The following is a 12,655-nucleotide window of genomic DNA, read 5'->3' as shown; positions in this document are numbered from 1 at the left end:
CGATTTACTATAGACACACACCTGAAAACCGATGACCGGTAAACGCAACTGGCCATATACTTTACCGTTAGCAAATATTGTTCTCACTCAAACGCTGAAAAATAGTGAATTAAAACTAATCGGTTTTATCACAAAAAAGGAATTTCAAAATGCTGAGCACTCGCTCGCTCGTAAGATTTTGCGTGAGAATTTACTCAAATGTGGAATTATAAAACGTGAGAATTTTCTTAAACTCAAAAAAAACAAAATTGCGGAATTTCTAATCAATCGTGAAATTTAGAAAGCTTGAGAAATTGAGCAGAAAATGAAAAATATAAATTGCGGAATTCTTACTCAAAAGCTGAGTTTTAGGATTTAATTAATGAACTAAGGGGAATGAAAAAAACAACATTTGCTAACAACGCATAAAAATAATTGCTATTTTAGCTTAACCAAAGGTCGTTGCAATTTTGCACACTTCTGAATTTCATGCTGAAATTCCTCGCGCACAAAATCGCAACTATTCTTATACAAACACGTTAGCAAATATTGTTCTCACTCAAACGCTGAAAAATAGTGAATTAAAACTAATCGGTTTTATCGCAAAAAAGGAATTTCAAAATGCTGAGCACTCGCTCGATCGTAAGATTTTGCGTGGGAATTTACTCAAATGTGGAATTATAAAACGTGAGAATTTTCTCAAACTCGAAAAACCAAAATTGCGGAATTTCCAATCAATCGTGAAATTTAGCAAGTTTGAGAAATTGAGCAGAAAATGAAAAATATAAATTGCGGAATTCTTACTCAAAAGCTGAATTTTTGGATTCAATTAATGAACAAAGGAGAATGAAAAAAACAACATTTGCTAACAACGCATAAAAATAATTGCTATTTTAGCTTAACCAAAGGTCGTTGCAATTTTGCACACTTCTGAATTTCATGCTGAAATTCCTCGCGCACAAAATCGCAACTATTCTTATACAAACACGTTAGCAAATATTGTTCTCACTCAAACGCTGAAAAATAGTGAATTAAAATTAATATATTTTATCACAAAAAAGGAATTTCAAAATGCTGAGCACTCTCTCGCTCGTAAGATTTTGCATGGGAATTTACTCAAATGTGGAATTATAAAACGTGAGAATTTTCTTAAACTCAAAAAAAACAAAATTGCGGAATTTCCAATCAATCGTGAAATTTAGCAAGTTTGAGGAATTGAGCCGAAAATGAAAAATATAAATTACGGAATTCTTACTCAAAAACTGAGTTTTAGGATTTAATTAATGAACTAAGGAGAATGAAAAAAACAACATTTGCTAACAAAGTATAAAAATAATTGCTAATTTTAGCTTAACCAAAGGTAGTTGCAATTTTGCACACTTCTGAATTTCATGCTGAAATTCCTCGCGCGCAAAACCGCAACTATTCTTATACAAACACGTTGCCAAATATAGCTCACTCACTCAAAACCTGAATTGAAAATTGAGTTTTTAAAGCTAAAAAAGGAATTTAAAAATTGTGAAACACTCTCTCGATAATCGGAATTTTAGCAAAATGTTGAGTTTATAAAATGTGAAAAACTACTCTTTCGAAGTTTCGGAATTGAAAACTAAATGGTGGAATTATCACTCAATCCCAAAATTTCGGAAACTGAATTTAGAAAATTAGCGGGATTCTTACTCAAACTTGAAAAATAAAAAATGAGGAATTGACAAAAACTCAAATTAACAATGAAAAAAACTACATTTGGCAACAAAGTATAAAAATAATTGCTAATTTTAGCCTAACCAAAGGTAGTTGCAATTTTGCACACTTCTGAATTTCATTCTGAAATTCCTCGTGTACAAAATCGCAACTATTCTTATACAAACACGTTGTGCATAATTGAAGAAAAATGTGGTTCCAAAAGAAAATTAAACCAGAAAAAATAAAGGATAGAAATACAAAGCAATTGCGTTCGAACGGAATTGAGGTGATTGAACATTTACCTTATTTGGACAATCCTGAATTTAGAGAACCAGGAGAAATTGCACGTAGAACAATGGTTCTAACTGCATTATTTCAGTTACACCTTCAAGCACCAAGAGACATAATCAAAAAATGGCTGGAGGAAAATAGACTTATAGACTATTTGAACGAAGAAGAATTAGAATATTTGGAAACGGAATATTCGGAATTACCCGAACAGACTCAAATAGATATTTATTGGTTTGTAGAAGCCATTTGGACTTTTGCTTGGGTTGGCGGAATTCACAATAATTTGACTTTAAACACTGGTGTGGAAGATTCACTTGCTTCATTAATTCCGAACATAGCGAAAAATGAACCAGCGGAAAAATTTATATCTGAATTCAAATTGAGAAATCAAATAGAAATCTTTGAAATGTTGGACAAGTTCTATCGTGCTCATTGGTTTGCTCGAAATAACAATTTGACTGGAAAACAATCGGACAAAGTTGATTTGGACATAATAATGGAAAGAAGAAAAGCATTGGAATATACAGTTTACAAAGAAATTGACTGGAATGAGATTTCACTTGATACGTAAAAAACAACTATGCACAACAACGTGTATAACGCATTGCTACTTCTAGCCTACTCGGAAAATCCTACGGATTTTCCTCTGGTTCGTGATAGTTTATTATCTTTAAGCTAACCAACGCAACACATCATACACAGAGACGTTAGCTTTAATGCTCGGGACATTGCAAAACCGAAAATTTCAGGTTTAAATCAAAAGTCATTTAAAGCAGAATTTAAAAATAAAATGCGGAATATTGAGCTGAATAATTACTCAAACTCTGAATTGAATTGCGTCTGACTTTTTAGCTCGTTTGCGGAATCGAAAACTGAATTAAAAAGCGGAATTTCACTCAATCGGAATTTAGCAAGTTGCGGAATTGCCCACTCGAAATCTGAACTAAAAATATAGCGGAATTTGAGCAAGTTTTCGGAATGAAAGTAGAGCTGAATAAAAAATAAAATGCGGAATTAAAAAGCCAACCGAAATATAATATTGACTAAAAAATAAACGGACAAAAAAGCACTAAAGCTAACAAAGTATAAAAATAATTGCTAATTTTAGCCTAACCAAAAGTAGTTGCAATTTTGCACACTTCTGAATTTCATGCTGAAATTCCTCGCGCACAAAATCGCAACTATTCTTATACAAAAACGTTGCCAAATATAGCTCACTCACTCAAAACCTGAATTGAAAATTGAGTTTTTAAAGCTAAAAAAGGAATTTAAAAATTGTGAAACACTCTCTCGATAATCGGAATTTTAGCAAAATGTTGAGTTTATAAAATGTGAAAAACTACTCTTTCGAAGTTTCGGAATTGAAAACTAAATGGTGGAATTATCACTCAATCCCAAAATTTCGGAAACTGAATTTAGAAAATTAGCGGGATTCTTACTCAAACTTGAAAAATAAAAAATGAGGAATTGACAAAAACTCAAATTAACAATGAAAAAAACTACATTTGGCAACAAAGTATAAAAATAATTGCTAATTTTAGCTTAACCAAAGGTAGTTGCAATTTTGCACACTTCTGAATTTCATGCTGAAATTCCTCACGCACAAAATCGCAACTATTCTTATACAAAAACGTTGTAGCACATTTGAATGACGAACATTAATCAAATATCTGAAAAGCCTGAACTTCCTCTAATTTGTATCTACAAAAACAGAGGAATTGAAATTATCAATGATGAAACCATTAAGTTTTTTAACAAAGCAAGTGCATACAGCTTGATACAAGAAAATGATGATTCGGAAATGTATTCTAGCGATATGAAAATATTGACTTTGGAGCAAAAAACTGATAAATTCAAAAACACTAAATGGAATAGATTCTTGGCGAAAACAATTTACAACCCATCATTTGATGTAAATCTGAATTGGAAACAAATAGGAACTTATAATCTGACTGACCTCAAAGCAAAAATTAAAAATTGTATTGATAAGGATGATGACATTTTAACACAGTTTGTAGATGCCGATTTTTTCAAACATAAGATTGAGGAATCTTCCAATTTTACCCTACTAATTGACAATCTGAACAAATACCGTTTAGAAATTAAAGACGAAAAAAGCATATTGAAAGAAAATGACGAGTGGAATAACAAAAAATAAAAACGTGCTACAACACCGTGTATAATTCATTGCTAGTTATAGCCTACTTACGAAAGTCCTCGCGGACTTTCTATCTGTGATTTATTTGCTAACTTTAGTGCTTAAACACGCAACGAAATCATACACAAACACGTTAGCAAATATTGTTCTCACTCAAACGCTGAAAAATAGTGAATTAAAATTAATAGATTTTATCACAAAAAAGGAATTTCAAAATGCTGAGCACTCGCTCGCTCGTAAAATTTTGCGTGGGAATTTACTCAAATGTGGAATTATAAAACGTGAGAATTTTCTTAAACTCAAAAAAAACAAAATTGCGAAATTTCCAATCAATCGTGAAATTTAGAAAGTTTGAGAAATTGAGCAGAAAATGAAAAATATAAATTACGGAATTCTTACTCAAAAGCTGAATTTTGGGATTCAATTAATGAACAAAGGAGAATAAAAAAAATAACATTTGCTAACAAAGTATAAAAATAATTGCTAATTTTAGCTTAACCAAAGGTAGTTGCAATTTTGCACACTTCTGAATTTCATGCTGAAATTCCTCGCGCACAAAACCGCAACTATTCTTATACAAACACGTTGTGAGCAACCTTTGACAAACTGAACGTATAAACCAAAATATATTACAAATGAAAACATTAACTATTTTAATAATCTCAGTTACTATTTTTAGTAATTTGAATAACCAATTAGGAAATAGCAATAATTGCTTAATAGATGGCAAGAAAAATTTAGACATTTCAAAATCAAGTAGAAATATTACTCAAAGAGTCGAGGGAACAAATATTACACTAAGAACTACTAAGACAATTGGAGGAAATGACGACATTCTCAAAGAATTATAAAATAAACTCCTGTAGAGCCTTGTGTGGGAGAATAAAAACTGTTCAAGGATTTATTAACATAAAATCTAAAGATATGAATTTAGTAAAATCATTGGTTTTAAGTGGAGTATTGGGTGTTGCTACTTTAGCAGGGTTCAATTCGTCTGTTGGCGAAAGTGTAGACACTTCAGTTTCTGGTTCAAATTCTACTGCAATATTTGATGCAAGTAGAAATAGAACAACAACTACAAGAACGACTACAACAACCACTACTACTACAACGAGAACAAGTGCCTCTAAATTAGAAGCTGCTCTGTAGTTATTAAAAAGTAGAGCGTTTATAACGCTCTACTTTACTATTATAAATGAATAGATTTATGAAGAAATTAAAAATTTTAATAATATCAGTGATAGTTTTACACTTTTTGCTAATTAGTATTGGACAATTAAGAGATTTAGGGTATATAAACAATTCTTTTGCTAAGCATATTAATGACAGTTACATTATACCGTATTTTGAGCAAAGTTGGAGTATGTTTGCTCCGAACCCGCCAAAAGGGAATCAATATTTTGTTGTAAAATATAAAATTAATAATGATAGTTTAACTTTAGACATTCATGAACAAGTAAGAAAAGGAAGTGTTTTAAGTTTATTCAATATCAATCAGCGTCTATTAAAGTATCAAAACGAATGTTATAATGATATACTCAGAAAATTAGAATCAAAAAAAATATCCTTTTCAAATATTAATGTATCGAATAGTCATGGTCTAGAATCTATTTTAAATTATTCCAAAATTGTACTTAAAAAACAATTGAAATTCTTATCTAACATTAAGAGTACTGATTCTATTAAAGTTGATATTTATCTTATAGATGAACCATTGAATAAGCCCAATAGCCCTAATAAATATGGAGAAAAAAAATATATACAACTTGAAAACATTTATTTAGGAAAAAAAGATGAATTATAATAAATACAAAATAGGTGCTTCGATATTAAGGTTTCTTATAGGTTTTTTTATCTTCAAAGACTTTATTGTGTATGCTATAAACAGCAAATATCTTTTTAATCAAAAAGGTATTATTTCGTATGAGACATATATAGATATTATTAACTATTTCGGCTTTAAATATTTCTTTTTTGATTTTACAAATAATACAGTTATATACTTGTATTTGTTTTTAGGTATTATTTTTAGTCTTTTATTAACACTTGGTGTTTTACAACGGTTTTCTGTTATAGTTTTATTTGTTCTTCTTTTTGTATTCAAAATAAGAAATATATATTTATTAGATGGAGCAGACAATGTAATATCTGTAATGCTACCTTTTTTCCTATTTGTTAACACATTTAGTTTTAGTGAGAAATATGAAAAATTAAAACAAAAAATTTTACAAAGAAAAAATCTTTTAAAAATTGACGGTGTCCTGAGTAAATATTTTTCATATGCAATAATGATTCAAATTTGTTTCATTTACTTTTTTGCTGGTCTTCATAAGTTACAAGGTGAGGTTTGGCAAAATGGTACAGCATTGTATTATATTTTAAACTCAAATGATTTTTCTCCTACCATTTTAAATCAATTTATAACAAGTTCTCTTCTTGTAGTAAAACTTTTGACTTGGTTCACTATTTTTTTTCAACTAACATTTCCGATTTTAGTATGGATTCCCAAATTGAGAAAGCCATACATAATTTTAGGCATTATTTTACATTTAGGAATTTTCTTTATGATGAAAATTGATAACTTTTCCTTTGTTATGATTTCTTGTTATGCAATATTTTTTAATAATGACTTTTACACTAAAAACTTTAAATACTTTAAAAGACTTCACTTATGAAATTAGTTTATTTCCTTATTTCACTGTCATTAGCGAATATTGTTTCTGCTCAAACAATAAATTATGGAGGAGTTGTGGAAAACAATGATTCAAAAGAAGATTTATTAATTATATTATCAAATATAAAAGACTCTACTTTGGTTTATTCACAAAATACAACAAACAATACTTTCTTAATTAAAAATGTAGAAACTGGTAATTATGAACGCTGTGTTATTTCAAATCTATACAATCAATGCGATACTATTATATTAAATCAATCTATAGAAAATGATATTATTTATTTAGAAAATTCTTATCAATTAGGCGAGGTTGTTATAACTGCAAAAAAACCATTAATTCAAAATAAAAATGGGGTTCTAAAAGTAAACGTTGAAAATAGCCCTATTATGTCATCAGGCACTTTATTTGAAACTTTATCAAAATTACCAGGTGTGTCATATAATCAAGCAAATGGTAGTTTTAAATTAAAAGGTAAAGACGGTATTCAAATTCAAATGGATGGACAAACTGTTTATATTTCTGGTAATGAATTATCTTCTCTTTTAAAAAGTATTCCAGCAGAAGATGTTAGCAATATAGAAATTAACTCAAGCCCTTCGGCAAAATATGATGCAGGGGGTAGCGGAGGAATAATAAACATTAATACAAAAAAAATAAAAAGGCAAGGTATATACATAGGCACGTCTTTAAATGCTACACAAGGAAAGTATTATAAACAAAATTTTGGCTTAAAAAGTCAATTTAATACAAAAAAGCAAAGATTTATGTTATACTATATAAATTCATTTAATACAGATTTTGAAAATGCAGATACAGAAAGACAATTCACGGAAAACTATACCACCCAAAATACTTATGCAAAAATTAAGGGTAATTCAAATACTCTTAATGCACAATATGAAAATCAATTCTCAAAATCTAATTTATTATTAAATTCATCAATTTCATTATACAAAGAGGATATTAATCAAAACACAAATTTAGATTTATTTGATAATTCTCATGTATTATACTCAAATGTTTATTCTAATCAACAGAGTAATAATAAACTTAAAAATTTTGATTTCGGAGCAAATTATAAAATGAATTTTAAGAAGTCTGATATTACTTTGAAGTCCAATTATGTCTATTATAATATTGATAATAGCTCTTATCTTATATCAACAGAAACTCCACAAGTAAATACTTTTAACAACTTACAAAACATATCCCCTAATAAAGTAAACCTACTAGTATCGCAGTTAGATTATAATCAAGTTATTGATTCGCTTTCTCATTTTGAAACGGGTTTAAAATACATTTATCAAGATATAGATAATGAAAATAATTTTTACCAAAATATTAATAATAGTTTAACATTTGATTCCGATAAGTCAAACGGATATTTGTATAGAGAGCAAATCGTTGCAGGATATTTTCAATACTACAAGACAATTAATAAATTTGATTTCACACTTGGAGGGCGTTTAGAATATAACCCTTCTAAAGGATTTGATAAAAAAAATGAATATACATTAAAAAGAGAGCAGACTAACTTTTTTCCTTTTATAAACATAGCGTTTAATTATTCTGACAATAATAATTTCAATCTATCCTATACCAAAAGAATCAACAGACCTCGTTTTAGCAATCTTATGCCATTCACATATTATGTAGACCCTTATACACAGCTAATAGGTAATCCTAATTTAAAATCAAGTATAACTAATCAAGTAGAATTGCAATTTATTCATAAACGAAACTATATATTTAGTATAGCATATTCATTAATTAATAATTCAATATATCAAACACCTATTCAAAACAATGCAACTCTAAATACTATATTAACTCCTCTTAATATAGATAAAACACATTCATTATCTCTAAATGCAAATTTATCTTTTGACCTTACAAAATGGTGGTATTTTAATATCAACGCTATAGGTTTCTATGATAAAATATCTTCAAGTAATGATGCAATAAATATTGCTTCAGATAATTTTTCTGGTCAAATCGTAACAACAAATTCTTTTTCTTTACCTAAAAATATTCAGTTTGAAATAACCACTGATTATGTTTCTCCTTTTATTCAAGGTCCATATAAAACAGATGATTTATTCTCTATGAATGCAAGTTTAAGTAAAAGTTTTTTTGATAATAAAATGCGTGTATCAATTATTGGAAATGATATTTTAAGAACGTATAAAATAAATAATAATTCAATAATTGTAAATCAGATTTCCAATATTTTTCAAAGGTTTGATACTCATTGGATTAGATTAAGTTTAGTATATAGATTTAACAAAGGGATAAAAAAAGGAAGTGCTACAGATGATAAGACTACAGAAGAATTAAAATCAAGAGTAAAATGAAAAAAATAATAGTTTTTTATGATAATTGGTGTCCTAATTGCACAAGATTTATAAATCTAGTTAAAAAACTTGATTTTTTTAATCTAATTGATACAAGAAAATTACGATTGAATAGTGATATTAGCAAGCTTCCTGATATAGATTTAGAATTAGCAAAAAAACAAATGGCTTCTAAAATAAATAATAAATGGTTTTATGGTTACAATTCTATTTATCATATTTTAATTAGATTACCCATTATAATTTTAATTTTCCCTTTTTTATACTTTTTTAAAATAACTAATATCGGGCAATATTTATACGTTCAATTAGCAATAAAAAGAAAAATAATTCCATTACATTGTAGTTCAAAAACCTGTAATATAGAAAATTAATAAAGATTATTATTGAAATATTCATAAATTTGTAATGTAAAATCATTAAACTTAATCATTATGGCATCAACATCAGAAACAGGACACTCTAAAAATGTAGCCAACTTCCAAGACCTCATTTCGTTTTGCACAGGATATGGATCAACCTATAACCCTACCAATCCAAGACTAACATTAGCGGAATTAGAAAATCTATATACTACCTCTCAAACCAAATTACAAGCAGTCGCTAATACAAAAACTACTTTTGATAATGCAACTAACGAACGCCGTAACTCTTTTGCAGACCTAAAACCTCTAGCCACAAGAATAGTAAACAGCTTTGCCATATCAGGTGCAGACCCTTTAGCAGTAAGTAATGCCAAATCTATCAACAAAAAATTACAAGGTTCAAGCAAAAGAACTACAACTGAAACAGAAGAAAATTCAGAAGAAACACAAAGCACCAATTCCATCTCAACCTCTCAACAATCCTACGACAGATTAATAGACCACTTCTCAAACCTTATAGAAGTATTACTGCAAAATCCTCTTTACGCACCCAACGAAACAGAACTCCAAACCGCAACCTTACAAACGAAGTTACAAGACCTACAAACCAAGAACACCAATCTCATCAACGCCTATACCCAATATTCCAATGCAATGATAGATAGAAATAACACACTTTACAATCCTGTAATAGGCTTGGTACAAACTTCAAAAGAAGTAAAGCAATATGTAAAAAGCGTATTCGGGGCAAAAAGCCCACAATACCAACAAGTAAGTGGCTTAGAATTTAAAGTAATCAAGAGATAATATAATGTTTGCAACATCGATTATAAATCAGGTAGCTGTAACAAACATTTTTACAACTGCTATTGTAAAACAAGCACCCGCAATTATACTTTTTGTAACTGATTTTAAAAAGTTACTAACTGCAAATATAAAATTAACAACTGCGTTTATACTTCTCCCAACTGAAAAAATAAAACTACAGACTGAATTTAAAACTTTTCAAACTACAGATAATAATTTACAAACTTCAACCCCAAATGAACGAAAAGAATATAGGAAGGCTGCTTACAACATGGTATATATTCAATTGCTCCTTATGGCATTTTCAAGAACGTTTAGGGTAAATCCAAAAGTAATGGCATATTTACAAAGTACAGGCATAAATCACGCAACTAAATATATACCTATCCGTTGGCAACCATTTAAGAAAAATCCGTAAACATTTGAAAAATCCAGCCAAATAGAACCGAAAAAAATATTGTGGGCGGAATTGAATTGCGGAATTGACAAACTGAACTGAATACAAAACCGAATGAAAACGGATTTTTTGCCGACTAAAAGCTGAACCGAAAATTTTTGAGTTTTAAGCCGATTTCTGACAAGCGAAACGCATAAGAAACGTGAAAATTATTGCGGAATAAAAAACTGAACCGAAAACTATTGCGCCGAATTTTACTCGGACGGAAAAAATCAGCGGAAAAAGAATCGAATTTTTTTTGATTTTTAAGTAATAATCCGAAAAGTTTGTGTTTATCTACGAAAATGAATCTGAAAAGGAAAAAGCAGAATCGGAATGTGGAAAACCGTAAAAAGAATTAAGCAGAATTGACTAAATTGGTCGTTTAAAGAATAAAAATGGCTGAATTAAAGCTGACGTGAAAAAGCAAAGCGACAAAGGAAAAACGGTTGCCAACAAAGTATAAAAATAATTGCTATTTTGGCTAAACCAAAGGTAGTTGCAATTTTGCACACTTCTGAATTTCATGCTGAAATTCCTCGTGCACAAAATCGCAACTATTCTTATACAAAAACGTTAGCAAATATTGTTCTCACTCAAACGCTGAAAAATAGTGAATTAAAATTAATAGATTTTATCACAAAAAAGGAATTTCAAAATGCTGAGCACTCGCTCGCTCGTAAAATTTTGCGTGGGAATTTACTCAAATGTGGAATTATAAAACGTGAGAATTTTCTTAGACCCGAAAAACCAAAATTGCGGAATTTACAAGGAATCGTAAAATTGAGCAAGTTTGAGAAATTGAGCAGAAAATGAAAAATTGTGGAGTTCTTACTCAAAAGCTGAATTTTGGGATTTATTAATGAACAAAGAAGAATGAAAAAAAACATTTGCTAACAACGCATAAAAATAATTGCTATTTTAGCTTAACCGAAGGCAGTTGCAGTTTTGCACACTTCTGAATTTCATGCTGAAATTCCTCGCGTACAAAACCGCAACTATTCTTATACAAACACGTTAGCAAATATTGTTCTCACTCAAACGCTGAAAAATAGTGAATTAAAATTAATAGATTTTATCACAAAAAAGGAATTTCAAAATGCTGAGCACTCTCTCGTTCGTAAAATTTTGCGTGGGAATTTACTCAAATGTGGAATTATAAAACGTGAGAATTTTCTTAGACTCGAAAAACCAAAATTGCGGAATTTCCAAGGAATCGTGAAATTGAGCAAGTTTGAGAAATTGAGCAGAAAATGAAAAATATAAATTGCGGAATTCTTACTCAAAAGCTGAATTTTGGGATTCAATTAATGAACAAAGGAGAATGAAAAAAAACATTTGCTAACAACGCATAAAAATAATTGCTATTTTAGCTAAACCAAAAGCAGTTGCAATTTTGCACACTTCTGAATTTCATTCTGAAATTCCTCGTGTACAAAACCGCAACTATTCTTATACAAACACGTTAGCAAATATTGTTCTCACTCAAACGCTGAAAAATAGTGAATTAAAATTAATAGATTTTATCACAAAAAAGGAATTTCAAAATGCTGAGCACTCGCTCGCTCGTAAAATTTTGCGTGGGAATTTACTCAAATGTGGAATTATAAAACGTGAGAATTTTCTTAGACCCGAAAAACCAAAATTGCGGAATTTACAAGGAATCGTAAAATTGAGCAAGTTTGAGAAATTGAGCAGAAAATGAAAAATTGTGGAGTTCTTACTCAAAAGCTGAATTTTGGGATTTATTAATGAACAAAGAAGAATGAAAAAAAACATTTGCTAACAACGCATAAAAATAATTGCTATTTTAGCTTAACCGAAGGCAGTTGCAGTTTTGCACACTTCTGAATTTCATGCTGAAATTCCTCGCGTACAAAACCGCAACTATTCTTATACAA

At 29.4% G+C, this 12,655-nt stretch carries 13 protein-coding genes; all 13 read left to right on the top strand.

All coding sequences use genetic code 11. The features are described 5' to 3' along the window. Positions 1 to 31: 31 nt before the first annotated feature. The 13 genes from J3359_RS13600 (at position 32) to J3359_RS13540 (ending at position 11,570) form a co-directional block, all read left to right on the top strand. Positions 32 to 280 carry a hypothetical protein gene (locus J3359_RS13600; RefSeq protein ID WP_208077391.1) on the top strand — a complete coding sequence of 83 codons (249 nt, stop codon included), beginning with the start codon at positions 32 to 34 and terminating at the stop codon, positions 278 to 280. 619 nt (positions 281 to 899) lie between these two features. Next, positions 900 to 1,181: a hypothetical protein gene (locus J3359_RS13595; RefSeq protein WP_208077390.1), complete on the top strand. Its 282-nt coding sequence runs from the start codon at positions 900 to 902 to the stop codon at positions 1,179 to 1,181. A 692-nt stretch (positions 1,182 to 1,873) separates the two neighbouring features. Then, positions 1,874 to 2,527, top strand: a complete 654-nt coding sequence (locus J3359_RS13590; RefSeq protein WP_208077389.1) for a DUF4272 domain-containing protein — start codon at positions 1,874 to 1,876, stop codon at positions 2,525 to 2,527. A gap of 1,077 nt (positions 2,528 to 3,604) precedes the next feature. Beyond that, the gene (locus J3359_RS13585) at positions 3,605 to 4,114 is read left to right on the top strand and encodes a hypothetical protein (RefSeq protein WP_208077388.1); all 510 of its coding nucleotides are present in this window, start codon (positions 3,605 to 3,607) and stop codon (positions 4,112 to 4,114) included. 635 nt (positions 4,115 to 4,749) lie between these two features. Next, complete coding sequence (locus J3359_RS13580; protein WP_208077387.1) at positions 4,750 to 4,965, top strand: hypothetical protein; 216 nt, start codon at positions 4,750 to 4,752, stop codon at positions 4,963 to 4,965. Positions 4,966 to 5,038: 73 nt separating this feature from the next. Next, positions 5,039 to 5,263, top strand: a complete 225-nt coding sequence (locus tag J3359_RS13575; protein WP_208077386.1) for a hypothetical protein — start codon at positions 5,039 to 5,041, stop codon at positions 5,261 to 5,263. A gap of 58 nt (positions 5,264 to 5,321) precedes the next feature. Next, positions 5,322 to 5,918 (top strand): DUF5819 family protein, encoded by a 597-nt coding sequence (locus tag J3359_RS13570; protein WP_208077385.1) that lies wholly within the window; start codon positions 5,322 to 5,324, stop codon positions 5,916 to 5,918. Then, positions 5,908 to 6,789 (top strand): HTTM domain-containing protein, encoded by an 882-nt coding sequence (locus J3359_RS13565; protein WP_208077384.1) that lies wholly within the window; start codon positions 5,908 to 5,910, stop codon positions 6,787 to 6,789. The genes J3359_RS13570 and J3359_RS13565 overlap by 11 nt, the downstream gene beginning before the upstream one ends. Then, positions 6,786 to 9,146, top strand: a complete 2,361-nt coding sequence (locus tag J3359_RS13560; protein ID WP_208077383.1) for an outer membrane beta-barrel family protein — start codon at positions 6,786 to 6,788, stop codon at positions 9,144 to 9,146. Before J3359_RS13565 ends, J3359_RS13560 begins: the two co-directional genes overlap by 4 nt. Beyond that, complete coding sequence (locus J3359_RS13555; protein WP_208077382.1) at positions 9,143 to 9,520, top strand: DCC1-like thiol-disulfide oxidoreductase family protein; 378 nt, start codon at positions 9,143 to 9,145, stop codon at positions 9,518 to 9,520. Before J3359_RS13560 ends, J3359_RS13555 begins: the two co-directional genes overlap by 4 nt. Before the next feature lie 60 nt (positions 9,521 to 9,580). Continuing rightward, on the top strand, positions 9,581 to 10,318 hold the full coding sequence (locus J3359_RS13550; RefSeq protein WP_208077381.1) for a hypothetical protein: 738 nt from the start codon (positions 9,581 to 9,583) through the stop codon (positions 10,316 to 10,318). A gap of 4 nt (positions 10,319 to 10,322) precedes the next feature. Next, entirely contained in the window at positions 10,323 to 10,736 is a 414-nt protein-coding gene (locus J3359_RS13545) for a hypothetical protein (RefSeq protein WP_208077380.1), read from the top strand. A 498-nt stretch (positions 10,737 to 11,234) separates the two neighbouring features. Then, positions 11,235 to 11,570, top strand: a complete 336-nt coding sequence (locus J3359_RS13540; protein WP_208077379.1) for a hypothetical protein — start codon at positions 11,235 to 11,237, stop codon at positions 11,568 to 11,570. Positions 11,571 to 12,655: the final 1,085 nt, after the last annotated feature.

The sequence above is a fragment of the Polaribacter cellanae genome (assembly GCF_017569185.1).
Lineage (GTDB): Bacteria > Bacteroidota > Bacteroidia > Flavobacteriales > Flavobacteriaceae > Polaribacter > Polaribacter cellanae.
The sequence above is the reverse complement of the archived record's forward strand: the minus strand, read 5'-3'. Positions and strand labels throughout refer to the sequence as shown.

Coding starts and splice junctions, on each gene's coding strand:
- J3359_RS13575 (WP_208077386.1), top strand. CDS start 5,039: ATGAATTTAGTAAAATCATTGGTTTTAAGTGGAGTATTGGGTGTTGCT.
- J3359_RS13555 (WP_208077382.1), top strand. CDS start 9,143: ATGAAAAAAATAATAGTTTTTTATGATAATTGGTGTCCTAATTGCACA.
- J3359_RS13600 (WP_208077391.1), top strand. CDS start 32: ATGACCGGTAAACGCAACTGGCCATATACTTTACCGTTAGCAAATATT.
- J3359_RS13550 (WP_208077381.1), top strand. CDS start 9,581: ATGGCATCAACATCAGAAACAGGACACTCTAAAAATGTAGCCAACTTC.
- J3359_RS13580 (WP_208077387.1), top strand. CDS start 4,750: ATGAAAACATTAACTATTTTAATAATCTCAGTTACTATTTTTAGTAAT.
- J3359_RS13565 (WP_208077384.1), top strand. CDS start 5,908: ATGAATTATAATAAATACAAAATAGGTGCTTCGATATTAAGGTTTCTT.
- J3359_RS13590 (WP_208077389.1), top strand. CDS start 1,874: ATGTGGTTCCAAAAGAAAATTAAACCAGAAAAAATAAAGGATAGAAAT.
- J3359_RS13545 (WP_208077380.1), top strand. CDS start 10,323: ATGTTTGCAACATCGATTATAAATCAGGTAGCTGTAACAAACATTTTT.
- J3359_RS13585 (WP_208077388.1), top strand. CDS start 3,605: ATGACGAACATTAATCAAATATCTGAAAAGCCTGAACTTCCTCTAATT.
- J3359_RS13560 (WP_208077383.1), top strand. CDS start 6,786: ATGAAATTAGTTTATTTCCTTATTTCACTGTCATTAGCGAATATTGTT.
- J3359_RS13570 (WP_208077385.1), top strand. CDS start 5,322: ATGAAGAAATTAAAAATTTTAATAATATCAGTGATAGTTTTACACTTT.